Raw genomic sequence first — 25,460 nt, forward strand, 5'->3', positions numbered from 1 at the left:
AATGAATATCATCTCTGGGAGCCGGATGTGGGAAAACTACAAGTCCGGTTCTGCAGGGGTTTCATGGCAATGAATTACTTTATTTGAAAGGAAATAAAAGTCATGTCTCTACCTACCAACAACCTAAACCTAAAATTTAATATTTTTTTATTTCTAATTTCATTTTCCGTATTTTCATGCGCTGTTGGACCTGACTACAATCCAATTTCAATTGAACTTCCTGAAAATTATAAAGAAACAATAAACGAAAAATGGAAATTTGCAGAACCAAATGATGATACTAAAAAAGGAAAATGGTGGACGATATTTGATGATCCTATCTTAAATAACCTTGAAGAACAAATAGAAATTTCTAACCAAAATATTGCTTCCTCTTTAGCGCAATATGAACAGGCACAAGCCTTATTAGGTCAAGCAGAATCAAATTATTTGCCGACAATAAATGCGACTGGAGGAGTAACAAGACAAAGACAAAGTGCAACTTCTTCTTTTTCTGCTACAGAATCAACAAATTATAATACATCCTTAAATGCATCTTGGATTCCCGATTTATGGGGAAACACAAGAAGGACGGTGGAAGCAAATAAAGCGAGTGTTCAAGCTAGTGCTGCACAACTCGAAAATATAAAGTTAACAGCTCAAGCATTTTTAGCTCAATATTATTTTCAACTAAGAATGGTAGATAACGATCAAAAAATTTTAGAGGATATCTTAGAAAATAACAAAAAACTTTTAGAAATTTTAGAGCTACAAAAAGGCGCAGGGACAGTTTCCTTAACGGATTATAATTTAATCGCAACACAGTTAGAACAAGCTCATGCCCAAGCTGTGGATAACAAAATTTTAAGGGCTCAATACGAACATGCTATTGCTACTTTATTAGGAAAAGTACCTGCACAATTTTCTTTAGAAATAAAATTAGCAAAGTTAACAGCTCCCCCTATTCCTTTGTTACTTCCTTCAAGATTAATGGAAAGGCGCCCAGATATTGCTCAAGCAGAAAGACTCGTTGCTCAAGCAAATGCTCAAATTGGAGTAGCTGTTTCAGCGTATTTTCCTAATTTAAATTTATCAGCAAGTTCTGGTTATTCAAAAACATCTTACATAGACTTATTTTCTTTTCCTGCATTATTTTGGACTTTAGGAGCATCACTTACCGAAACTATTTTTGATGGTGGCTTAAGGGAACAAAAAATCAAAGCTGCAAAAGCAAATTATCAAGCTATCGCTGCTCAATATAAACAAACTGTTCTTGTTGCCTTTCAAAATTTGGAAGATAACCTTGCCGCATATAAACATTACAAAACAGAAGAAGACTTCCAAATAAATGCAGCCAATAATTCTAAATTAACAGAAAAACTTATCAATCAAGGTTATGAGATAGGTACAAAAACATATTCTGATTTATTAAACGCACAAATAACTTTATATAATTTACAAATAACTTTATATAATTTACAAATAACTTTATATAATTTACAAAAAACTTTAAATAATACAAATGGAAAAAGAGTAATAAATACGGTAAATATAATAGCTTCTTTAGGTGGCATTTGGGATAATAATAAATAAATTAAATAAAATGCAAACATACATTATTAAGGATATAATCGGAATATTATAAATTCTGAGGATCTCATATGAAATTTGGAATAAAATTTTTTTTTAGTAGTTTACTTATTATTTCTTCATTTTCTTGCAATAAATCAGAAAATAATAGCAATTCTTTTAAGTCCTATTCAGGACCTGCTCAATGTAATATGAGTAAAAATGCGAATATTTCTGAAATGATTATAGGCGGAGATCCTGCAAATGGAAGCACGGTGCCAACAGGAAATAATACAGTCGCTATTTTACTTTATATTAATTCATCTAAAACTGTTTTATGCTCCGGAACCATTGTCGCAAGCAATTTAATTTTAACAGCAGGACATTGTTTTGATAATGTTGAAGAGAATAATATTTCTCCTGGAAAGGTTGTATTTTCAAACTCCTATTCTCCCGCCACTTCTTCAAATTCATCTGAAATAAGTTGCTGGCAAAGGCCGCCTAATTATAGACCTTGTTCCGCAGATAATTCTTACAATTGTGTTTTAAATGATATCACTTGGGTTAAAATAAATGGCACAATAAAAAGTGGCTACAATCCTGTTTCCATATTATCGAATCCACAAACCTTGTCGACAACAGAAAAAAAATGGATGCTTGGTTTTGGAGATAATAGTGATAACGGATCAAATTCAGGATATAAAAATATGGTAATATCAGAATCTGATAAATATTCAGACACAATTCCAGATGGCGCCATTGATTCCTTTAATAGACAGACTTTTTCAAACGCCTTTCAAAATTTTTTAACCGTCATTGGACCTAATTCTGGTAAAGGAACATGTGAAGGGGATTCCGGAGGACCAGTATATGTTCAAAGAGGTACTACTGACAATTATGTTTTAGCTGCATTAACTCAGGGATCAAATTCTTTGCTTTCCCCACATCCCAAAACAACTTCTCCGCCCTATTCTTTTGATACTTCAAAATATGCGTCTTGCTCAGATGGATATGGAGTTTATACTACGGTTGGAAATTATGTAAACTGGATTCAATCTACAAGTGGAATTTCGCTTTCGTTATATTAAAAAAATATAAAAAAAGATCACACCAGATAAAATGGAAAAAACAGCATTTTTTTTCCAAACATAAATTAATGTAACAGGAATAGCGGCTAAAAAACTAGCTGTTATAAATTTTTGATTTACATGCTCTTCAGACAATCCAGTAGAATACAAAAATAAAATGATCATAATTCCGGAGGGAAGTTTTTTTCCAAAATTTAAGACAAGGGGACTCTGAATTACGTTTTTTGGCAAAATAAACGGTGTAAATCTAAATAAAAAAGTAATTATAGTAATTACACCAACAAGAATTAAAAGTTCAGTTAATGACATGTTTTTTTCCATAAGATTTATACCATTCAAAAATAAACATCGTTATAAAATAAAGAAACACGGCTATTAAAAGGTTCTTTTTAAAAAGGAAAAAAGAAATAAAATAACAGACTATCCCACTAATTACAGGTGTAAAATATTTTGAAGATAAAACACCATCTATGGCCATTATTAAAAATAAAGCTGTTAAAGCATATACTAAAAATTCGGTATTATAACCTGCTAAAAATTGATATGAAAAAACGCCTATAATTGTTCCAAAAACCCAATAAAAATGGCATAAAAAAGAAACATAAAAACTATATTGGTTATTATAAGATTTTGGATTCGTTGCAAGCAAAGCATAAGACTCATCCGTTAAAGCCGAGATCATATATAGTCTGCTATAGGGATGGCCTTTGAATTTATCTAAAAAGGAAAATCCATAAAAAATATGTCTTAAATTAACAATGGAGGTTAAATAAACAATACTCCAAAATGAACTATGAGCTAATAATAAACTGACTAATATAAACTGAGAAGCTCCAGCATATACAAAAAGACTAATTAAAGGAGCAATAAACCAAGGATAAGCTAACTTTTGGCAAACAATACCAAAAGAAAGCCCAATCGGAATATAGCCTGTTAACGCTGGAATACTATCTTTAAATGCAGCTTTAAAGGGACTCAATTCAAGCTCTGAATTATTCATAATGGAGTCATCCTATTTCCTATATTTTTTTAAAACAAACTAAATGTGTCCCCGAACTAAAATTTCCACCAGAAGTAGTCGTATAAATTTTTTCATGATGCTCCAAAGAAAAACCTTGCGACTCTGCCATTTTAATTAAATTCTTAACATAAGTTTTACATTCTACATCGTAGTCAATGCCAGCAACCAACGCCTGAAGTTCTAAAAAGGACAAACGATAATAAGATAAAAATGAATTCGATATATTAAGATTATTATCTATAATTATGCTTATTCTTTCTAAAAGATCTCTACACATTCCTTCCGCATTTTCTATATTACCAGCTAAAATTTCTAATTTAATTCTAGGATAAATAGAATGTGAAACTCTTAATAACTCAATTTCATCATCATTACAAGAAGAGACAAATTCATTATCTTGATTGCCTAATTTAATTAAATCAAAAATATAACTTATGTGATGAGAAATAATATTTTTTGTTCTTTCTCTTCTATTTGAAAAAGGACTAATAAATTCATCCGAAATAATTAAATAAGCATCTTTACTTAAAATTTTTCTAGCATGCTGAAATAAAAAATAGGTATTAAAGTGGTGTGATGAACCAACAGATACCGCAAGTTTACAAGGCTCATCTGGATGATAATCAAAAAATCCTTTTTGAATGGGATTTATAAATGAATTATTTTTAAATCTTTCTTTTAAATATGCAAAAGCTGTAGGGCTTGGCTCAATGACATCAATTTTAGAATAGGATGGTAAAAGTTCAATTAACATTTGTAAAGCAGCACCAGGCCCTGCACCAATGTCTATAAAATGAGAAGTATTAATATTATTTTTTTCTAAAAAATGATATATTCTTAGCATTTGGTAAGCATATGCTGGATGTACAGATTCAAAAAAATTATATGAATTTACATCAATTTTTGATTCAAATAAATCTCTATCATATTTCCTAGTCTGAGCATCGCTAACTATTGAATTATTTTGATAAGAAATAAACCTTGGGGCAGAAAAACATTGATTTTCTATACTATTAATTTCGCTAGAGATAGTTTCTTTAATGTATAAATTATTATTAAGTGAATTTAAATAATAATTATAATCTTTTTTCAAATTATTTAAATAACCGTCGTTATGATTTAAAAAAGAAAAAATTTCAATTTGATTTTTATTTTCATTAATAAGATAATGAATTTTCCAATTAAAACTTGAATTTTCAAAGAGAGACTTTGCTATTTTTTTAATTTCATTTAATTGAAATATAGAATTTTTGATTAGTACGTAGGAATAATCTATTCCATTTTGAATTTCAATCCATTGTTTTTCTAAAACTTGGAATAACTGATCTCTATTTTGTAAGTTAGGAATTATAATTTTATCTTTACTTGAAAAGTCGGAAAGCATTTGAGCACGAACTCCAAAATATTTAATTTTTATTTGATATAAAAAATCTTAAGATTTTTTATTCAATAGATAAAAAGTCTAAGTTTATTAATAAATAAGTTTAATTTTTTAATCAAATATAGGTTTATAAATCATTCTTTGAATGAACGAAAAAACAATATTGAAATATCATTACTTTTTAGATTTAGCAAATTTTTATAAATAATAATTTTAATAGATTACCATTAAATAAAGTTACAAAGTAATATTAGATTCCCAATTTTTAAAAAATAAGATTTATATGCTTAAAATTTCAAATCAATTTAAATATTAAGTTTGTTTAGCATTTATGAGAACCAGTTAATTGATCTAAAAGATCTTTCACTGTCATTCTAGATACACCTAAATTTCTCAAAGAGGATGCTACTACATTTAATATAGATTTCTCTAAATCAAATATTTTTTCATCACCAATTTGTTTATAAACAGGTTGATGCGCGTCTATTAAAGCAATAGCATCGGAACCCAATTCTGTTTTTAAATAATCAACACTAGGGTGAACATTCTCTATGTAAAATTGATACCTACTTAATAATGAAGTTTCATCATCATCGGCTCTTCCTCTTTTTGTTGCACGAGAAAGCATTTCTTGTTTACTTATACTCAAATGAAGAACTTTTATGACTGGAATATTAAAACGCCTTAAAAAACCAATTAAATGTTGTGCTGCTTTTACTGTTCTTGGGTAACCATCTAAAATAAATGGATGCGTTTTAAACTCTGGTGAATGTTCTATATGAGCAGCAATAAAATCTTGAGTCCATCTATTTGGAACAAGCAATCCATTCATCGTACAAAATTCAAGCCAATCAAGCTGACTGGTGAATTTATCCATATCCTGTCTTTTAAAATAGGCTTGCATTTCTGGAATATAATTTAATACTTTTTTAGAAAGTTCATCTGTAGAATCAATACAATCAAAAATATTTGAATTTGATGAAATTTTATAGTTATCAGAAAGCAATTTTGCATAACTTTTTTCATTCTTAGCGCGTTGAAATGTCTTTCTTAAAATTTCGCCCATAGATAAATGAGATTCAGGTGGTATAGACATGACTTTTGATAAAGCAGAAGCAACCTCACCTTTTCCACAACTGGAAGGCCCAGTTAGAATTAATACTCCAGGACCTTTTAAAGTAACTTTATCCACTTTTATTTTAGATTCTAACTCGTAAGCAACTCTATTGAGTGTCATATATATCCTTGTTGTTACGTTAAAATTGAATGTTATTTTGTTGCAGCTGTGCAAATATCCCCTTCAGGATATCCACTTCATTTCCTTCAGCAGAATAAAGCGGGGCTCTTAACGTGGTGCCACAAATACCTAAATGTGACAACATCCACTTAACGCCAATAGGATTAGGTAAAGCAAAAACTCCATTATTTATACAATATGTCGCTAAATGGAGTTTTTGAACTTCTTTCATTTCACCTTTTTTGAACATTTCTAATATTTGAATTAAGGTCTTTGGAATAATATGTGAAGTTACTGATATAACTCCTTCTGCTCCACATAATAAAGCAGGAACATAAGTGGCATCATCTCCAGATAAAATACGAACCTGTTGTTTATTTATTTGATTTAACGCATTTCTCATTTCAACAATTGCATTTACATTTCCGGCAGCTTCTTTAATAGCAACAATATTCTCATTTTCTTGAGTAATTTTAGCCAAAGTAATCGGTAATAAATTAATACCTGTTCTGCTAGGAACATTATAAATACAAAAAGGGGTGCCTCTGACAGATTTTGCAACTTCACTATAATGCTTTATTAAACAACTTTGGCTTGGTTTATTATAATAAGGAGTTACAACCATAACTCCATTTGGAGATTTCCCTGAGTGAGATTTTAAATTGGAAAATTTAATGGACTTTTCAATACTTGTTCTTGTATCATTTGTTCCTGTTCCAACATAAATATGAAAATCTTCACTTTGGTGCTCCAAAGCACTTTTTACAAGATTTTCCGATTCTTGATCTGTTAAAGTTGCATTTTCACCAGTGGTACCAAGAACGACCACACCATTTATTCCTGATTTTTTTTGGGAAATTAATAATCGTTCAAAGGCTTTGAAATCAATATCTCCATTTTGCTCAAATGGCGTGATAATAGCTGTAATGACTCCAGAAAAAGGCATATGGCTCAAGAGGTTCTCCTTCTAAGAATAGATTTCGATTCGCCTCTTACAATAGCGACCTTAAAGAAACTTAGCAAGATTTCTTCTCGGCTGTTGACCTCTTCCCTCGGATTTGCTAACCACTCAAATACCAAAGTGGGCCGGTAGCTAAATGGTTACGGCAGCTCGCTCATAACGAGACGATCTGGGGGTTCGAGTCCCTCCCGGCCCACCACTTTAATTCAAAAGTTCTTCTAAATCTTTTGCAATTTCATCTGGAGTATCTGTAGGCGCATAGCGTTTTAATACTTCTCCATTTTTTCCAATTAAAAATTTGGTAAAATTCCATTTAACAAATTCAGTTCCTAAAAATCCTTTGCTATTTTTCTTTAAATATTTATATAATGGATGTGCATTATTTCCATTTACTTCTACTTTTGCAAACATAGGAAAAGTAACATTATAAGTTAAACTGCAGAAGTTTTTAATTTCATTTTCATCACCAGGCTCTTGGCTTCCAAATTGGTTACATGGAAATCCTAAAATTTGAAAACCTTTGTTACTATAGTTTTTAAATAGTTTTTCAAGACCATCAAATTGAGGAGTAAAACCACATTTACTTGCCGTATTTACCACTAACAAGGCAGATCCCTTAAATTCAGATAATTTTTTTACATTGCCATTAATATCTTTTGCTTCAAAATCATAAATGGATTCATTTGGCATTACAATAATCCCTTCATTCCTAAAATAAGTAAGTTAACAGAGGTAACGATATTAACATTGTAATTATATGTGTCTATAGATGATATAAGGGTTTTTTGGAAACTAGACACTTTCTATTGACAATGTTATTCTGCTTAGGTAAACGAATTTTCACTGCAGTCGTAGCTCAGTTGGTTAGAGCACCACGTTGACATCGTGGGGGTCAGAAGTTCGAGTCTTCTCGATTGCACCATTTATGAGTGTCTTAAATGGATTCAAAAAACTACAATATTGTCGATGGGTTCAATACAATTGCCCCAGCCTATGATATTGCAAACGATGCCTTCACTCTTGGAATTCACCGTATTTTACGAAAATTCCTTTGCCGCGCCGCTATTAAATTCAGCCCCAAAAATGCAAAAATTCTCGATATTGCAACAGGAACTGGCGAAGTTATTCTTGGCATTATTTCACAAAGACCAGACATTCATATCACAGGCATTGATGCTTCTGAAGGAATGCTTAAAGTAGCAAAAGAAAAAGTACAAAAAAAAGCCTTTTTATATCAAGAAAATATTGAGCTAAAATTAGCGAACGCATTGAGTATTCCTTATCCAAACAATAGTTTTCATACCATAACTGTTTGCTGGGGGATGAGACCTCTGCGACCTCACTCTGCTGCACTGCGCGAAATATTCCGAGTTTTAAAACCAGGCGGGCATGTTGTAATTCTAGAAAATGGCAAACCCGATTTTAAATTTATTCGAAAAATTTATAATAATTACACAAAACTCATTCCCATTTTAGGAAAAAAACTTTCTAATTTAAAATCAACTCATTATTTTTATAAAACCTCGTTTGATAATTTTCCTAGCGGTAGCCATTTTGTTGCAGAACTTTTTGATTCTGGATTCATAAAAGCAAAATTTAAAAACTTAGGAACGAATATTGTGTTTCTTTATTCAGCACAAAAACCATTTGATAAATAAAACCGTATAGTATCTTCTAAACCTGATTTAATTTGATAAGAAGGGCTCCATTCAAGCTCTGTTTGGATTTTTGAATTATCTATTGCATATCTCCAATCATGACCAGGGCGATCTTTTACAAAAGAAATAAGTTCTGAATATTTAATTTTATTTGGTTTTAATTTGTCTAATAATTCACAAATAAGTTTTACCAATTGAATGTTACTTAATTCTGTTTTTCCACCGACATTGTATGTTTCTCCTATTTTTCCATTTAATAAAATAGAATCAATAGCGGAGCAGTGATCCATAACAAATAACCAGTCTCGAATATTGCTACCATCTCCATAAACAGGAATGGATTTATTTTGCAAACATGAGCGAATTACAGTTGGAATTAATTTTTCAGGATGTTGATAGGGCCCATAATTGTTAGAACAATTCGATGTCGTTACGGGAAGACCATAAGTATGAAAATAAGAACGGACAAGATGATCTGAACCTGCTTTTGTTGCTGAATAAGGCGAATTGGGAGCATAAGCTGTTTTTTCAGTAAAAGCAGGGTCGGTTTTAGATAAAGTACCATAAACTTCATCTGTAGAAATATGATGAAATCTACAATTAAACTCATTCCATTGTTTTTCATTTAACCAATAATTTCTTGCCGATTCTAATAACTGAAAGGTACCAAAAAGATTCGTTTGAATAAATTCGGCGGGACCAGAGATAGAACGATCCACATGACTTTCAGCAGCAAAATGAATGATATAGTTTATATTATATTTTCTTAAAGTAGATTCAATCAGGTTTTTATCGCAAATATCTCCTTTAACAAATTCATGGTTATGATCATTTTTTAAAGCAGATAAGTTTTTTAAATTTCCGGCGTAAGTTAACTTATCAAAACTAATTATTTTTATATTTTGATATTTTTCAAGCATGTATCTTACAAAGTTACTACCAATAAAACCAGCAGCACCCGTGACTAAATAATTTTGATTATTTAACATAAATATCCCTAAAAATATTGCTTTAAATCAATAAGCTTCTTTTAAAATTCTCATTAAATACTGCCCATATCCGCTTTTAATAGATTGAAACGCTAGTTTTTCTAACTGTTCAGATGAAATAAAACCTTTACGCCAAGCAATTTCTTCGGGACAAGATATTTTTAAACCTTGTCTTTCTTCTAATACAGAAACATACATGGAAGCATCTAATAAGGAACGGTGAGTCCCCGTATCTAACCAGGCTGTACCTCTGCCAAATTCTTCAATATACAATTGATCCATTTGTAAATAAATATTTATGAGATCGGTAATTTCTAACTCTCCTCTTGATGAAGGTTTTAATTCCTTCGCAAATTTAGAAACACGGTCATCAAAAAAATATAGTCCTGTTATAGCAATATTTGATTTTGGATTTTTGGGTTTTTCTTCTATTGAAATTACTTTTCGATCATTACTAAATTTTACAACACCATAGCGTTCCGGATCGCTCACAGGATATCCAAATACAGTGCATCCTTTTAAACTTTTTGCCGATTCTTCAAGACTCGTAATTAGACCATTTCCATGAAAAATGTTATCGCCAAGAATTAAACAAACATTTTCATCTTGAATAAATTTCTCACCAATGAGAAAAGCCTGAGGAAGCCCGTCTGGTTTAGGTTGTTCTTCATATGATAAGGAAATGCCCCATAGAGAACCATCGCCTAATAAACTTTTAAAAGAATTTAAATCTCTTGGTGTAGAAATAATTAAAATATCTTTTATGTTTGCCATTAACAAGGTTGATAATGGATAATAAATCATTGGTTTATCATAAACGGGAATAAGCTGTTTACTTAAGCAATTTGTTGATGGATACAATCTTGTCCCTGAACCACCAGCTAAAATAATTCCTTTCATAATAACTCCCCAATATTAAACCTTAAATATAGCCCCTCTTGACACAACACCAATGTTGTTTAGCCTATAGCTAATGCCACTCGTGGGCAAATACCAAACCTCTCAATAGGAGATATTTATGAATAAGTCTATTCGCCCTCTTAATGACCGAATTCTTTTAAAACGTTTAGAAGCAGAACAAAAGACATCTGGTGGAATTCTTATCCCAGACAATGCGAAAGAAAAACCAGTTGAAGGCAAAGTTATCGCTGTTGGAAATGGCAAAATACTTGAAAATGGCTCTCGTCAAATCCCTGCTATTAAAACGGGAGATAAGGTTTTATTTGGCAAATGGAGTGGAAATGAAGTAAAAATTGATGGGGAAGAGTTTTTACTTATCAAAGAAGAAGAAATACTTGCCGTTATTGAAGCTTAGTTCCATAAAAACATCAAAAAATAAGGAAAAATAAAATGGCTATTAAAATGATTTCTTTTAATGAAAATGCTCAAAAAAAGATTCTTTCTGGTGTAAATACTCTGGCAAATGCCGTAAAAGTTACTTTAGGTCCAAAAGGACGCAACGTACTTATTGAAAAAAGCTATGGCGCTCCCCTAATCACTAAAGACGGCGTTACTGTTGCTAAAGAAATTGAACTTGAAGATAAGTTTGAAAACATGGGCGCACAAATGGTTAAAGAAGTTGCGTCTAAAACAAACGATGACTCCGGTGACGGAACAACGACAGCAACTGTACTTGCTCAAGCAATTTATCGCGAAGGCTTTAAAATGCTAGCAGCTGGTCATGCCCCTGTAGAATTAAAACGCGGCATTGAAAAAGCAGTTCAAACTGTAGTTGCGAATCTTAAAAAAGTGGCTCGTCCCGTTAGTTGCACAAAAGAAATTGCTCAGGTAGCAACAATTTCAGCAAATAACGATCCTACCATTGGCAACATGATTGCAGAAGCAATGGAAAAAGTAGGACAAGACGGTGTTATTACTGTTGAAGAAGCAAAAGGTCTTGAAACTTATGTTAACGTTGTTGAAGGAATGCAATTTGACCGTGGATACCTTTCTCCTTACATGGTAACAGATCAAGAACGCCTTGAAGTTGTTTTTGAAAATCCATACATTCTTCTATTTGATAAAAAAATATCTGTGATGAAAGATATGGTTCCTCTTCTTGAAGGAATTGCACGTAGTGGACGTCCTCTTCTTATTATTGCAGAAGATGTTGAAGGAGAAGCTCTTGCGACTCTTGTATTAAACAAACTTTCCGGAACAATTAAAGTTTGTGCAGTTAAAGCACCTGGCTTTGGTGATCGCCGCAAAGCAATGTTAGATGACCTTGCTATTTTAACTGGTGGCACTGTTGTTTCTGAAGAAATTGGTATGAAGCTTGATACAACCATTATCGAAGATCTTGGACAAGCAGATAAAGTTGTTGTTGATAAAGACAACACTGTTATTACTGGTGGAAAAGGCTCTGAAGCCAACATCAAAGCTCGTGTTGCTGAGCTCAGAGGCCAAATTGAAAAAACAACATCCGATTACGATCGCGAAAAACTTCAAGAGCGCCTAGCAAAACTTGCTGGTGGTGTTGCTGTCATTCGTTTAGGCGCTGCTACAGAAGTAGAACTAAAAGAAAAGAAAGATCGCATTGAAGACGCGCTAAATGCAACACGCGCAGCTGTTGCTGAAGGTATTATTGCAGGAGGAGGCGTTGCTCTTGCCCGCGCTTCTTTAGAGTTAGTGAACTTAAAAGGGGAAAATGCAGAACAGCAAGCAGGTATTGAACTTGTTCGCCGTTCTCTAGAAGAACCTGTTCGTATTATCGCTAGCAATGGCGGCCATGAAGCAAGTGTTGTTGTTGATAAAATTTTATCCAATAGCAATACAAGTTTTGGTTTTAATGCTCTAACAGATAACTACGAAGATTTAATCCAAGCCGGTGTTATCGATCCTGTTAAAGTAACTCGCTGTGCTCTTCAAAACGCAAGCTCTGTAGCAAGTCTATTACTGACTACAAATGCAATGATTTCTGAAAAGCCTAAAAAAGATGCCGCACCTGCTGGAATGCCAGGAATGGGTGGCATGGGCGGAATGGGTGGTATGGGCGGAATGGGTGGTATGGGCGGAATGGGTGGTATGGATTACGATATGTAATTTTTGCCTTGTTGCCTTTTAAAGCATTACCGCTTAACAAAAACTCTGTACACTTTTTGTGTACAGAGTTTTTTTTTATAAGAAAGAGCAATTATGAAAATCAAAAAGAGCACAATATCTCAAGAGGTTATTGCAGGATTAACTACTTTTTTTACCATGTCCTATATCGTTATTGTCAATCCTCAAGTGATGTCCTCTCCAGGAACTGGAATGACCATCACAGGAGCCTTAACAGCTACGGTATTAATTTCATTTTTAATGAGTTTTATAGCAGGGATTTATATAAAACTTCCTTATGCATTAGCACCAGGAATGGGTTTAAACGTTTTTATCGCCTATTCACTTATCATTGGTGAAAAAATTCCATGGCCTACAGCATTAGGTCTTATTTTTTGGTCAAGTATTTTATTTATTGTTGTTTCTATTTTTCCAATTCGACAAAAAATTGTGGAATGCCTACCAAGTAATATGAAACATGCAATGTCATGTGGTATAGGATTATTTTTAGCATTTATTGGATTAAAAAATTTAGGACTTATTGTTTCAAATCCTGCTACATTCGTTGCTTTAGGAGATATCAATTACACTGTTGCTTTAGGCTTATTAGGTTTCATTTTATCTTTTATTTTATATTATAAGAAAAAACCTTATGCCTTTTTATTTTCTATCATTGTAGTTACCTTAATTGCATTCTTCACAAATCAAATTCAATTTCCAAGCCAATGGTTTGCTTTACCAGATTTTGATTCTCATTTTTTTAAATTAGATCTTATTGGTTCCCTTAAATGGAGCTTTATCCCAGTTATTTTAGCAATTTTTATTACAAATTTATTTGATTCACTTTCCTCAATCATTGGGCTTTCCACTTCGGCAGGTTTTATCGATAAAAATGGCAATCCACTTCAATTAAAACAAACATTACTCGTAGATTCCGTTGCATCTGCGTTATCAAGTTTATTCGGAACAGCTCCCGCAACTGTATTTATTGAAAGTTCAGCTGGAATTCAAGCGGGTGGAAAAACAGGTTTAAGTTCAATCGTAACCGCATTTTGTTTTTTACCATGTTTATTTTTAGCCCCTATTATTACTGTTATTCCAGCATATGCGACAACTCCCGTTTTAATATTTGTTGGAATTTTAATGTGCCAAACCGTAAAACATATTCAAGCTGAAAAATTGGATGACATCATTCCTATCTTTCTTACGATTTTCCTTATGCCTTTAACGTTTTCTATTACACAGGGTGTTTTATGGGGAATTGTAAGTTATGTCTTATTAAAAGTTTTTGTTGGAAAAGCAAAAATAATATCACCTGTACTTTGGTTATTGGCTGTCATTTGTTTAATTGCTTTAATCACAGAGCACAGTACTTTAATTACATTTTTAACATCTTTAAACCATTAAAATTAATTTAATAAAACTTCCTGGGCTTTTTCAAAAACTAAATTCACAGGAATTTTATTATAAGCTATTTGTTCCTTTAATTTATCTAATTTCTTTTTTGAGATAAATATTTTTTTAAACTTTTCTTGATTCTCATTCATTTTTAAACAATATGATCCCGAACCTAATGCTCCCCATCTTTCTGGAGAAGCACTTCCCATTAGAGTTAAAGTGGGGGTACTAGTGCCTGCTGCTATAAATTGCATTGAACTTGTATTGGTTATTAATAATGAAGATCTTTCAACAATATTTACTAAACTTAAAATATTATCTGGTTGTATTATAGAAAAATCATCTTGAGCAACTTCTTTCAACCATTCTGTTTCTTTAGGTGAACCAATAATTTTTATTTCTGTATCCATTTCTTTTAGTTTTAAAGCAAGCTCTCTAAATTTTTTACTTTCCCATGCTTTTTCTCTTATACTTGCTGTGGGATTTATAAGTATTATCTTTTTCTTATTTAATAAATTAACATGTTCTTGATAGTCACTGGGAAACCATTTCAAAGGAGGCAATCCTTCTTTTTTCCAAAACTCTTTTCTTTTATCAATATATTCTTTATTTATAGAAGATAAAATATCTAAATATCTATCTCTTTCATGAACTTCTTTATTTTTATCACGCAAAATAAAATGAGTAAAAAGTCGCTTAACATATTTATTTTTACTTGCACCTATTCGAATTGGAATTCCATACAAAAAAGATTTTAATGAAAAACGAACACTTTCACTACGAAGATCAATTGAAATTTGATGTTCTAACAATATTTGTTTAAATGTCTTATTTGTTTTTTCTAAATCCCAACTATTATTTTGTTTATTTGATTTAAGTAATTTTATTTTACTAAATTTTTTATTTTTAATTTCTAAAATATGAGAAATATGCTGCCAATAAATAGGAATTAATATATCTTTCCATAATTCAGAACCTATTAAAGTAAATTTAGCTTTTGGATATAAATTTGCCAATTCAAATATAGCAGCTGTTGAGACCAGTAAATCGCCTAAAGCACCTGTATGATAAATGGCTATCTTAAGTGGATTATCTATTTCATGATGTTGATTTTTTTGCAAAGAATACCTTCCCTAGATTTTTTGCTTATTTCCTGAAACACCCTTTGAATTCAAATAAAAATACTCCAACATTAATAAATTTTCAAATAATATCTTATATTTAATAAGAATTGATCAAAATCAATCCATTTTCTATTACACAATCCAAGCGCCCTTCCCTTCGTCCTATTGCTGATGTTCTTTGCATGCATCATTAACCTGGTGTATGAGGGATCTGATTTGTATTCACTTGATATGGAGGCTAAAATGGCACTTATTTCTTTAAGACAATTACTTGATCACGCAGCAGAAAATAATTATGGCGTTGCCGCTTTTAATGTAAATAACCTTGAACAAATTCAAGCCATCATGGAAGCAGCAAAAGAAACAAACAGCCCAGTTATACTTCAAGCGAGCCGTGGTGCACGTTCCTATACGAATGACGTATTTTTAAGACACCTCATTTTAGGCGCTGTCGAATTATATCCAGATATCCCTGTTGTTATGCACCAAGATCATGGCAATAGTTTACAAACTTGTTTATCCGCAATTCGTAATGGTTTCACCAGTGTTATGATGGACGGAAGTTTAAAAGAAGACGCAAAAACACCATCTGATTTTGAATATAATGTTCGTATTACTGCAGATGTCGTTCGTATTGCTCATTCAATGGGAATTTCTGTTGAAGGAGAGCTTGGATGCCTTGGATCTCTTGAAACAGGAAAAGGCGAAAAAGAAGATGGTCATGGATTTGAGGGAACTCTTTCTCACGATCAATTATTAACAGATCCTGTTGAAGCAGCTCAATTTGTTGAGCTTACAAAAGTAGATGCACTTGCTATTGCAATTGGTACTAGCCATGGAGCATATAAGTTTACAAAAAAACCAGACGGAAAAACTCTTGCGATTGATCGTATCCGTGAAATTCATAGACGCCTTCCAAATACACACTTAGTTATGCATGGTTCAAGCTCTGTTCCACAAGAACTCCAAGCTGAATTCCGTAAATACGGTGGAGAAATGAAAGAAACTTGGGGAGTACCTGTAGAAGAAATTCAAGAAGGTATTAAAAATGGTGTTCGTAAAATCAATGTAGATACAGACAACCGTCTTGCAATGACTGCTGCTATTCGTAAACTTTTATCTACAAATCCATCTGAATTCGACCTAAGAAAATATATGGTACCTGCGCGCGATGCTATGAAAAAAGTTTGTGCTCAACGTATGGTTGAATTTGGACAAGCTGGTCAAGCTTCAAAAATAAAAGCAATTCCTCTTGATAGCATGGCAAAACGTTATGTCTAATTCAAACGATAAAAAGCTTGAATTATTTCCGCTAAGCGAAGAAAAAACTGTTTATCAGTGTAGTATTTTTCGTGTAAAAGAACAAAAAGCTCAATCGTTAGACAAACAACACAATCTTAATGTTTATACATTGGATTGTGCAAACTGGGTTCATGTTGTTCCGGTAACAGCATCAGGTCAAATAGTCATGGTAGAACAACATCGTTTTGGCACAAATAGCTTTACTTTAGAAGTACCGGGTGGAGCTGTTAATTTAGATGAAAAAGATTTTACTATTGCAGCCGTAAGAGAACTTGAAGAAGAAACTGGTTTGACAAGCCAACGTATTTTATCATTACCAGGATATTCACCTAATGCTGCTATTCTTAGCAATAAAGTAACTTATTTTATTGCTTTTGATGTTCAGCCATTACAAAAACCGGTCGATCACGACGACCCCTTTGAAAATATTAAATTGCATTTAATTGATTTTAAAGAGGCATTACAATTGGCAAGGACAGGACAAATTACGAATGCTTTATCCGCATTGGCAATATTGCTTGCAGAACCTTATTTAAACGCAAAGTTTAAGCAACCTCAGTAATTTCAGTTCTGCGAATAACAGTGACTCGAATTTGACCTGGAAATTCGACCTGTTCTTCCAATTTTTTTGCAATTCCTTCTGCAAGACCATTGATATCTTTTTGTTTTACTCGATTATTGTCGACAAAGACATGAACTTCTCTACCTGCATGCATAATAGCAGAGCCAGTCACACCTTGTTCTTGAAAACTATTTACAACTCCAGAAATACCATCAATTCTTCTATGGTATCCTTCTTCCATATCGACACGAGCACCTGGTCGTGCTCCAGATAGAGCATCGGCAGCTTTTAAAATATAGGCGTAAGGAGTTTCCACAATTTTATCATCGTGATGTGCAAGAACGGTATCAACAACTTCTTCTTTTTCTCCATAACGAGTTGCATAATCTCCGCTAATGACAGCATGACTTCCTTCAATTTTGTAATCTAGTGCTTTTCCAATATCATGCAATATCCCAGCACGTTTTGCGTGCATTGAATTTACACCAATTTCTTCTGCTATCATGCCAGCAAGCCTAGCGACTTCAATGGAATGAAAATACTGATTTTGTCTATGACTTGTTCTGTAGTTTAAAGAACCTATTAATTTTAATATTTCAGGATGAACATCTAAAGGAAGACCCAAATTTTTAATTGCATCTTCACCAATTTTTAAAATATATTTATCTACAAAACGTTTATGTTTATCATAGATATTTTTAATTTTATCTTCATTAAAGATATCTTTATTTAGCATTTCTTCAAGGGTTAATCGAATAACTTCTTTATCTACACCAGCACCACCTGCGATTTTTAGTACAGAAGGCATTTCTTCATTAAAAGTTAAAACACTAATTGAAGATTCCGTTCCCTGAATTAAAGATTGAATAATTGGCGACTCTTCATGAAAATGTTTTGCTAATAATTCTTTCGAATTTACAGGAACAATAAAAGAGGATTTAGGCCAAATAAAAGAAGGTTGGTAGCGTAAATAAACAGAGTTTAAAGAATCACGGGCTAACTTTTGAGCTTCTGATTTTAAGTTTTCCGAATTCTCCATAAGCCATTTTGTAATGCCTAATTTTTCTGCTGCAATGAGATCTTTAGACATTTCATTATATAAATCGTTTTTAGTTTTGCCAATTTTTTGTTCTAAATGAGTATGATAATTTTTATGAATAACATGACATTGATTTTCAATTTCTTTAATAGATATATTAGAGCCTTCAACTTGAGTTTTCTTTTTATTTAGCTCTTCTTCAAACTTTTCTAGCTCATTAGAAAACTTATCTACCTCAGATTGTTTTTCATTTAACTCTTGTTCATAAATCTCTTGGTGAGCCATGATAATTTCACGCTCATTATCCAACTGAACAGAATCGGCATAATATTGTTCTTTAGTTGCTATTAAAGCTTCTTCTAAAATCATTTTTCTTTGGGCTTCTGCACTTTTTAAAATTGCTTCTCTATTATCCTTAACAGGAATATCACCCATGCTCCCAAGCGAACGGCGAGCAAATATTTTTGCAAGAAAAATACCACTTGACACCCCAACTACGGTCACGGCTAAAATGGAATATATTGACCAATGCATTTTAAAACCTTCATATTTAAATTACTTTTAATCTTAAGAAAAAAGGGTTCGTGTTCCTCTTTTCAGTTATTCCTTTGAGAATAACGCTATCAATTAGAGTATCACGGATAATTACAGAGAGAAACAACAAAGAATTCAGGAGTGATTTCATGACAGAAAAACAGCCAAACAAAGAATTTTTAGAGCAGTTGATTCAGAAAGCAGGAGCGAGCACTCTTCATTACTTTCAAAAAAATTTTATTATCACAGAAAAATCAGGGGATCAGGGTATTGTTACGGAAGCTGATTTTCATTCTGAAAATCTTATAAAAAATCAAATTCATTCTTTATTTCCCGACCACGATATTTTAGCAGAAGAGTCTGGTCTTACAAAATATTCCACTTTAAATGAAAACTCATTTCCTACATGGATCATTGACCCGCTTGATGGAACCACAAATTTTTCAAAAGGGAACCCTTATTATTGCGTCTCTATTGCCTTTGGATATTGCATAAATGGAAGATTTAAAGCTCTGATGGGAGCTATTTATCAGCCTACAACAAATTCTCTTTATTTTGCCGAAAAAGGCAAGGGAACATTTTATAATGGGACTCAAATTTACATTTCTCAATTAAAAGAATTTCGTATGGCAAGTATTACGACAGGTTTTAGTTCTAATAAAGGAGACACACTTGTTCCTTTAACAAAAACAATTTTAGCGATCCAAAATAAATCATTAGGACTTCGAATTAATGGAGCTGCTGCTTTAGATCTCGCTCATACAGCAAGAGGAATTTCTCAGGGATTTTATGAAACTCCACTAGCACCTTGGGATACGGCTGCAGGAAGTTTATTAATTGAAGAAGCAGGTGGAATTGTAACGAACTTTGCAGGAAAAGAATTTTGTCCCATTCAAGATAGAGGAATTATAGCATCAAGCCCTCATTTATTTGAGGAATTATTTAACACAATTAAAATAAATTATCTCTAAAAAAATAATTTAAAATAAATTCTCTTTTAATTTTCTCTCAATTATAAATCTTTATTTTTTGCTTTTGACTTTGATTTGCTAGGATTTGGCAATCCATCTGGAATTTTATTTGATTCATCTTGATTGTTACTTATCTCAAGGTGATTGTCCATCGTATTTTTACCATCATCTAAAGCATCACGTGCATAAACAGCACCTGGTTCTGTCCCATCAATAACATGAACAGAAATAGCATCGCTTGATGAACTCAGCTCTCCGGTATTTTTATCGATGGTAATTTCATGAATACCAGGAGGTTTTACCCAGCTTTGCAAAGGATAAACACTAACTGCTGTTTGCATCATCGTTTTCCATATAGGAGCAGCCATTCCCGCTCCTGTTCCACCACCACCTAATGTTTTTGAATTGTCATCATAACCAACCCAAACGCCACCAATAAGTTGTGAAGCGATACCCATAAACCAGGCGTCGGTATTTCCATTTGTTGTTCCTGTTTTCCCACCAACATAAGAGGACACACCCAAAGCACCTTGCCCTGTTCCCATATTTACGGCAGCACGAAGTAAATCTAAGGTAACATATGCGGCTTGAGGTGATATCATTTGCAAGGAATTATTTTCATCTATTTTATCAGATGATTTTCCAGGTAAATAAGGCGCATCTTCTTGAGACTGTGGAATTACCTGGTTCGGAAATATTTTTTCATTTTTAGAAGAAAAAATAACTTCACCATTTCTATCTAAAACTTCATGAATATAAAAAGCTAAACTCATTTTACCTTGATTTGGAAAAATGGAATAAGCTTGAACCATTTTTAGCAATGAAGCTGTTCCAGCACCTAAAGCTAAACTTAAATCTGAATAAGGCCAATTAAAACCAAAACGAGTCAACTGTCTTGTTACCTTAGAAGCGCCTAAGGATTGATATAAAAAAATACTTGGAATATTAAAACTCAACGCCAAGGATTGTAATAGCGTAGTTCGCCCCGATTCTTTACCACCATAGTTTTCAGGCTGCCAGCCATCTAAATCAATTTTGGGACTATCTATTTTAGAAGCAGGACTAAATCCACAGTCAATAGCATAAGAATAATATAAAGGTTTTACACTACTTCCAACTTGTCTTTCAGCCTGAGTAGCACGATTAAATTGACTTAATAAAAAATGTTCTCCACCAACCATAGCAAGAACTTCACCCGTCTTTGAATCCATTACCATCGCAGCAGCTTCAATTCCAACCGTATCAGACAATGTATAACGTAAAATATTATCCTTCACTTGAGGATCAAAATACTTTGAATATTCCATTAAAGTTGCAATAAATTTTTTATCTTTTGAAATTCGAGAATGCATTTTTTTATTCACTTTTTGAATGTGAATTTCTTCACCTACTTTTAAAACTTTATGAATATCAGGTTCCCCAGATTCTTTATCACTTTCTGCATTTAAAGCCCAAGTAATATCTTCATCTAAAATAACTCCGAGTCCTCTTTGTGTTATAATTCCAACAGCATGAAGAGGTTCATCAATAAAGGCAACAAGAGCCCTTTCATGTTCTGTTTCTTTAATAGATATGTTAACAAGATCTTTAATTCGATCTTTAAATGAATTTCCATATTGTTTTATAGGTCCTTTAAAACTTCTTCTTGATTGATATAAATCTGCAAAATTTTGAACAGCAAATTGAGCTGCATTTTGAATTTTAGAATTTAAAGTTGTATAAACTGTTAATCCACTTTTTCCTAAATTTTCAACCTCTAATTGATTCGTAAGTTGTTTCTTTATTTCAGCAACAAAATAGGGGGCAATTTTATTATTTGGTGATTCTGCTTTAAATACAATTAATTTTTCTTTCATTGCTCTGTCATATTGATTTTTTGTGATCATTCCTATTTTTAACATTCGATCTAAAACATAAGTTTGTCTTTGTTTAGCAGCAGCTATATTGTCAGTTGGATCATATGCTGATGGAGCTGGGGTTAATCCTGCTATCATAGCAGATTCCGCTAAAGTTAATTTCATATTATTTTTATGAAAATAATTTTGGGCTGCAGCTTCAATTCCATAGGATCCATTGCCTAAATATATCGTATTTAAATAAAGTTCCAAAATTTTATCTTTTGGAAAAGATTCTTCTATTTCTCTAGCAACAATGATATCTTTTATTTTACGAACAATGGTTCTTTCTTTTGTTAATAGCACATTTTTTGCCAATTGCTGTGTGATCGTGCTACCTCCCTGCTTTTGATTTGAAAAAGTAACAAAATGTAACAAAGCTCTTCCAAAGCCTCGCCAATCAAAACCATGATGATTATAAAAATCAGCATCTTCTGCAGCAATAAACGCATTTTTAAGAAAGGGAGACATTTCATTATTTAATACGGGATATCTTCTTTCTTCAAATATTTCAGCTATTTTAACTCCATCTTGACTATAAATCACTGTTGGTAAAGCGGGCTCATAATTTGAAAGTTTTTCTAAATTCGGTAAAGATTTTCTAATTTTTTGAAATTCATAGACAAAAAAAACGGCAAAGATAATAAAAAAAAGTAAAATAAATTTTTTAATATTTCGTAAAATGAATTGAAATATTTTAAACTTGTTTTGAACAAGCAACCTGATCTTATTAAAATAATCTTTGATCATTGTAGCGTCCTTGGTTTCAATGGATTTTTACCACATAAGATTAGGATTTGCTAACTTATCTCTTTCGGTTAAGAACCTTCAGAACTGAGAAAAGAATTCATGACTCCTTTATAACCAATTAATATTTATATATTATTTAAAAAACTCTTTCCCTCTTTCGGATATTGTCTTAACAATAACCTTGATTGCTAGTATCGCTCTTTCTATTGAAGTACTCTTTGAAACGGGAGCGGAGCAAAAATTCTTTTTCCATTTAAATTTACAAGGAAACCTTGCCATGACTTCTCAAGATAAATCATCAAATTCGGGTAGTAAAAAACACTCTCATCATGATCATGAACACCATGACCATGAGAACTGCGGCCATCATCATCACGAGCATCATGATGACCACGGTCATGATCATGAAAATGGATCTCACGACCATCATGGCCATGAACATGGACCTCACTGCAACCACGATCACGAGAATCCTGAAAAATATCAACGCTATGCATATAACAATGAAGAAATTGCAAATTTTAATAGCCAAGGCGTTGAAACTTTGATCCTGTCAGTAAATGATTTACTAGAAAATGAATACTATGGAAAAGCGGTTCCTATTCTTGAAATCATCTCATTAAAATTAGTCTCTGCTAGCGAAGAACTTGCTGTTCATTTATTTGAAACAAAACACCACTTAGCTCTTTCCTATGGTATTATTGGAGAACATGATAAGTCATTGCCTTTATGGAAAGAAGTCATTGCAGGACTTGAAAAACAAGATGATATTCATGAAACATTAGAAGCCCATTATAACGCTGCTTTATCTGCAGAACAAGCTAAAGTAGAAAACGATTTTTTAATGTATTTAAATAATGGTCTTGAGATTGCAAAATCAAAAGAACTTGAAGAGTGGATTGCTACTTTTGAACATGAATTAGGAGTTCATTATTTTGATAATAATGATTTTAAAACATCTGAGGAAAAATTAACAAAAGCAATCGAAATTTTTACTAAATTAAATGAAGATGAGTCTGTTATTTCTTCTTATTATTATTTAGCTTACTTATATGAAAAACAAAATAATATTTCTAAAGCAAAAGAAACATATGAAAAAGGTTTAAAACTTTCTAAAGAAGAAAGCATTCGCGATTTCGTGGAATATGAAAGATCTTTAATTGAAGAAAGATTATCTAATTTACAAAACAGTCAATTACAAAATAAGTTATTAAATTTTTAATAACTTATTAATATACTGAAAGGTTAATTATGAAATATTTACATACAATGATTCGAGTTGGAGATTTAGACAAATCCATTCAATTTTATTGTGACGTTTTAAATTTCAAATTACTTTCGCGCCAAGAATTTAAAGATGGTGAATTTACACTTGTTTACTTAAAAGCGCCCGATGATGAAAATAATGCTTCTGTATTAGAATTGACTTATAATTGGGGCGTAACCAAATACGAAATGGGTGGAGCCTACGGACACATGGCTTATGAAGTTCCATCTATACTTGAATTTCAAAAAAAATTACAAAAACAGGGTCACGATTTGAGCTGGGGGCCAAAAAAATCCCCTGATGGAAAAATCAATATCGCTTTTATAATCGATCCTGATGGCTACAAAATTGAACTTCTAGAACCTCATCTTTAAATAATATTATTATTCATATTCATTTTCTGCACTTTTATTTTCTTGAAAAATAAATAACATGGTTTCATTGATTTTTAATTTTAAAGTATTTCCAATCGTTAAATCCTCTGCCGAAGAAAAATATCCCGTAATTGTTCCATAATGATTTACATGTATTAAAACAGAAATATAATTTCCATAATATAATATTTCAATAATTTTTCCTTCAAAAAAATCAGCATCTGGATTTTTCTCATTTAATATAGATAAAGCTTCAGGACGAAAATAAATATTTATGTTTAAATCTTGTTTTAGGTTATTTAAGTTCGATATTTTAAAAATATTATGCAATTTTTGATAATTTTCAATTTTATTTATCGTACCAAAAAAAGAAGCTACAGTGCTGTTGACTGGTTTATTATAAATATTTTTTAGCGTATCAAACTGCTCCATATTTCCATTATTTAATATAATTATTTTATCAGAAAACATAAGAGCTTCATTGGCATCATGAGTAACAAATACAGATGTCATTTTACTTTTCTTTAAAATATTCTTAATTTCAATACCAAGATCTTTTCGTAAAGAAACATCTAAACCTGAAAATGGTTCATCTAATAACAACAATTTTGGAAAAGGAGCAAGTGATCTTGCCAAGGCAACACGTTGCTGTTGTCCCCCAGATAATAAATGAGGATATGTTTCAGCAAATTTTTCCATTTTAACAAATGCCAACATCTCTTTTACTCTTTGCCTTTTTTCTTCATTTGATAAATGAGAAATTCCATATTCAATATTTTTTTTAATTGAAAGATGAGGAAATAGAGCTAAATCTTGAAATACAAGTCCTACTTTTCTTTTTTCTGTAGGCACATGATAAGAGTCACGTGACATAATATTTTGATCGATTTCTATAATTCCATCCTGAATTTTTTCTATTCCTGATATTACTTTTAAAAGAGTAGATTTTCCACATCCGGAAGGACCTAATATGCTAATTATTTCTCCCTCAAAAATTTCAAAAGATATCTTGTTGAGAGAAACATTATTACCATATTTATGAGTTACATTTAATGCTTTCAGAATTATTTTATGATCCATTTACAGCTTCTTTTTTTGATTATAAAAATAAATTAAAATAACAGGTATGATTCCAAGCAAAATAATAAATAAAGCACCTGCTGAAGCTTCTTTGAGTCTTTCATCAGAGGCTAGATTATAAGTCTTTATGGACATTGTTTCATAATTAAATGGTCTTAAAACCATTGTTGCAGGTAATTCTTTAATAATATCTACAAATATAATGATAAAAGAAATAAAGAAAGAATTTTTTAATAAAGGAA

The 25,460-nt window shown here is 31.9% G+C and carries 23 protein-coding genes, 2 tRNA genes and 1 pseudogene; 13 read left to right on the top strand and 13 right to left on the bottom strand.

All coding sequences use genetic code 11. The features are described 5' to 3' along the window. The first annotated feature begins 102 nt into the window (after positions 1-102). Both ACIQ56_RS03590 and ACIQ56_RS03595 read left to right on the top strand, forming a co-directional pair. Positions 103-1,572 (top strand): efflux transporter outer membrane subunit, encoded by a 1,470-nt coding sequence (locus ACIQ56_RS03590; RefSeq protein WP_397599708.1) that lies wholly within the window; start codon positions 103-105, stop codon positions 1,570-1,572. 68 nt (positions 1,573-1,640) lie between these two features. Next, positions 1,641-2,636, top strand: a complete 996-nt coding sequence (locus ACIQ56_RS03595; protein WP_397599709.1) for a S1 family peptidase — start codon at positions 1,641-1,643, stop codon at positions 2,634-2,636. Here ACIQ56_RS03595 and ACIQ56_RS03600 read toward each other — a convergent pair. The 5 genes from ACIQ56_RS03600 to dapA all read right to left on the bottom strand — a co-directional run bounded on the left by ACIQ56_RS03600 (position 2,628) and on the right by dapA (position 7,221). Then, positions 2,628-2,945, bottom strand: a complete 318-nt coding sequence (locus ACIQ56_RS03600) for an AzlD domain-containing protein (RefSeq protein ID WP_397599710.1) — start codon at positions 2,943-2,945, stop codon at positions 2,628-2,630. The two genes, ACIQ56_RS03595 and ACIQ56_RS03600, sit on opposite strands and share 9 nt — an antisense overlap. Continuing rightward, positions 2,932-3,636: an AzlC family ABC transporter permease gene (locus tag ACIQ56_RS03605; protein ID WP_397599711.1), complete on the bottom strand. Its 705-nt coding sequence runs from the start codon at positions 3,634-3,636 to the stop codon at positions 2,932-2,934. Before ACIQ56_RS03605 ends, ACIQ56_RS03600 begins: the two co-directional genes overlap by 14 nt. 19 nt (positions 3,637-3,655) lie before the next feature. After that, positions 3,656-5,041, bottom strand: coding sequence for a hypothetical protein (locus tag ACIQ56_RS03610; RefSeq protein ID WP_397599712.1), 1,386 nt, complete (start codon positions 5,039-5,041; stop codon positions 3,656-3,658). A 319-nt stretch (positions 5,042-5,360) separates the two neighbouring features. After that, positions 5,361-6,275: a nucleoside monophosphate kinase gene (locus tag ACIQ56_RS03615; protein WP_397599713.1), complete on the bottom strand. Its 915-nt coding sequence runs from the start codon at positions 6,273-6,275 to the stop codon at positions 5,361-5,363. Positions 6,276-6,294: 19 nt separating this feature from the next. After that, positions 6,295-7,221, bottom strand: a complete 927-nt coding sequence (gene dapA / locus ACIQ56_RS03620; protein ID WP_397599728.1) for a 4-hydroxy-tetrahydrodipicolinate synthase — start codon at positions 7,219-7,221, stop codon at positions 6,295-6,297. A gap of 137 nt (positions 7,222-7,358) precedes the next feature. Here dapA and ACIQ56_RS03625 point away from each other — a divergent pair. Continuing rightward, a tRNA-Ile gene (locus tag ACIQ56_RS03625) sits at positions 7,359-7,435 on the top strand. Between the two features lie 2 nt (positions 7,436-7,437). Here ACIQ56_RS03625 and ACIQ56_RS03630 read toward each other — a convergent pair. Then, positions 7,438-7,926 (bottom strand): glutathione peroxidase, encoded by a 489-nt coding sequence (locus ACIQ56_RS03630; protein ID WP_397599714.1) that lies wholly within the window; start codon positions 7,924-7,926, stop codon positions 7,438-7,440. A 155-nt stretch (positions 7,927-8,081) separates the two neighbouring features. On the opposite strand from ACIQ56_RS03630, the gene ACIQ56_RS03635 reads away from it, so the two are divergent. Together ACIQ56_RS03635 and ACIQ56_RS03640 are read left to right on the top strand one after the other, a co-directional pair. Beyond that, a tRNA-Val gene (locus tag ACIQ56_RS03635) sits at positions 8,082-8,158 on the top strand. A 16-nt stretch (positions 8,159-8,174) separates the two neighbouring features. After that, entirely contained in the window at positions 8,175-8,894 is a 720-nt protein-coding gene (locus ACIQ56_RS03640; RefSeq protein WP_397599715.1) for a ubiquinone/menaquinone biosynthesis methyltransferase, read from the top strand. Here ACIQ56_RS03640 and rfbB read toward each other — a convergent pair. After that, a complete protein-coding gene (rfbB, locus tag ACIQ56_RS03645; protein ID WP_397599716.1) occupies positions 8,864-9,883 on the bottom strand; it encodes a dTDP-glucose 4,6-dehydratase in 1,020 nt (339 codons plus the stop codon). The genes ACIQ56_RS03640 and rfbB overlap by 31 nt on opposite strands. Positions 9,884-9,910: 27 nt before the next feature. Next, entirely contained in the window at positions 9,911-10,783 is an 873-nt protein-coding gene (gene rfbA, locus ACIQ56_RS03650) for a glucose-1-phosphate thymidylyltransferase RfbA (protein WP_397599717.1), read from the bottom strand. Between the two features lie 118 nt (positions 10,784-10,901). On the opposite strand from rfbA, the gene groES reads away from it, so the two are divergent. From groES to ACIQ56_RS03665, 3 genes are all read left to right on the top strand, one after another. After that, on the top strand, positions 10,902-11,198 hold the full coding sequence (groES, locus tag ACIQ56_RS03655) for a co-chaperone GroES (protein WP_153420990.1): 297 nt from the start codon (positions 10,902-10,904) through the stop codon (positions 11,196-11,198). A gap of 35 nt (positions 11,199-11,233) precedes the next feature. After that, positions 11,234-12,925 carry a chaperonin GroEL gene (groL, locus tag ACIQ56_RS03660; RefSeq protein WP_397599718.1) on the top strand — a complete coding sequence of 564 codons (1,692 nt, stop codon included), beginning with the start codon at positions 11,234-11,236 and terminating at the stop codon, positions 12,923-12,925. A 93-nt stretch (positions 12,926-13,018) separates the two neighbouring features. Beyond that, complete coding sequence (locus ACIQ56_RS03665) at positions 13,019-14,329, top strand: NCS2 family permease (protein ID WP_397599719.1); 1,311 nt, start codon at positions 13,019-13,021, stop codon at positions 14,327-14,329. A gap of 2 nt (positions 14,330-14,331) precedes the next feature. Here ACIQ56_RS03665 and ACIQ56_RS03670 read toward each other — a convergent pair whose 3' ends face one another. Then, positions 14,332-15,441, bottom strand: a complete 1,110-nt coding sequence (locus tag ACIQ56_RS03670) for a glycosyltransferase family 9 protein (protein WP_397599720.1) — start codon at positions 15,439-15,441, stop codon at positions 14,332-14,334. A 246-nt stretch (positions 15,442-15,687) separates the two neighbouring features. Between ACIQ56_RS03670 and fba the strand changes: the two genes are divergently transcribed. Next, on the top strand, positions 15,688-16,725 hold the full coding sequence (fba, locus tag ACIQ56_RS03675) for a class II fructose-bisphosphate aldolase (RefSeq protein ID WP_153420986.1): 1,038 nt from the start codon (positions 15,688-15,690) through the stop codon (positions 16,723-16,725). Further along, complete coding sequence (locus ACIQ56_RS03680; RefSeq protein WP_397599721.1) at positions 16,718-17,308, top strand: NUDIX hydrolase; 591 nt, start codon at positions 16,718-16,720, stop codon at positions 17,306-17,308. Before fba ends, ACIQ56_RS03680 begins: the two co-directional genes overlap by 8 nt. Here the strand turns inward: ACIQ56_RS03680 and ACIQ56_RS03685 are convergent. After that, the gene (locus tag ACIQ56_RS03685; protein WP_397599722.1) at positions 17,292-18,881 is read right to left on the bottom strand and encodes an Rnase Y domain-containing protein; all 1,590 of its coding nucleotides are present in this window, start codon (positions 18,879-18,881) and stop codon (positions 17,292-17,294) included. The genes ACIQ56_RS03680 and ACIQ56_RS03685 overlap by 17 nt on opposite strands. A 149-nt stretch (positions 18,882-19,030) precedes the next feature. Here ACIQ56_RS03685 and ACIQ56_RS03690 point away from each other — a divergent pair, with 149 nt between their 5' ends. Then, on the top strand, positions 19,031-19,852 hold the full coding sequence (locus ACIQ56_RS03690; protein ID WP_397599723.1) for an inositol monophosphatase family protein: 822 nt from the start codon (positions 19,031-19,033) through the stop codon (positions 19,850-19,852). A gap of 41 nt (positions 19,853-19,893) precedes the next feature. On the opposite strand, the gene ACIQ56_RS03695 is transcribed toward ACIQ56_RS03690, so the two are convergent. Then, positions 19,894-22,497 (bottom strand): penicillin-binding protein 1A, encoded by a 2,604-nt coding sequence (locus ACIQ56_RS03695; RefSeq protein ID WP_397599724.1) that lies wholly within the window; start codon positions 22,495-22,497, stop codon positions 19,894-19,896. 277 nt (positions 22,498-22,774) lie between these two features. Between ACIQ56_RS03695 and ACIQ56_RS03700 the strand changes: the two genes are divergently transcribed. After that, positions 22,775-23,719, top strand: coding sequence for a tetratricopeptide repeat protein (locus ACIQ56_RS03700; RefSeq protein WP_397599725.1), 945 nt, complete (start codon positions 22,775-22,777; stop codon positions 23,717-23,719). A 29-nt stretch (positions 23,720-23,748) separates the two neighbouring features. Continuing rightward, positions 23,749-24,138 carry a VOC family protein gene (locus ACIQ56_RS03705; RefSeq protein ID WP_397599726.1) on the top strand — a complete coding sequence of 130 codons (390 nt, stop codon included), beginning with the start codon at positions 23,749-23,751 and terminating at the stop codon, positions 24,136-24,138. A 9-nt stretch (positions 24,139-24,147) separates the two neighbouring features. On the opposite strand, the gene ACIQ56_RS03710 is transcribed toward ACIQ56_RS03705, so the two are convergent. Both ACIQ56_RS03710 and ACIQ56_RS03715 read right to left on the bottom strand, forming a co-directional pair. Continuing rightward, positions 24,148-25,218, bottom strand: a complete 1,071-nt coding sequence (locus tag ACIQ56_RS03710; protein WP_397599727.1) for an ABC transporter ATP-binding protein — start codon at positions 25,216-25,218, stop codon at positions 24,148-24,150. Then, a pseudogene (locus ACIQ56_RS03715) lies at positions 25,219-25,460 on the bottom strand (iron ABC transporter permease); the annotation flags it as partial.

Origin of the sequence: Silvanigrella sp. (assembly GCF_044369315.1) — a bacterium.
In the GTDB taxonomy this organism is placed as follows: Bacteria; Bdellovibrionota_B; Oligoflexia; order Silvanigrellales; family Silvanigrellaceae; genus Silvanigrella.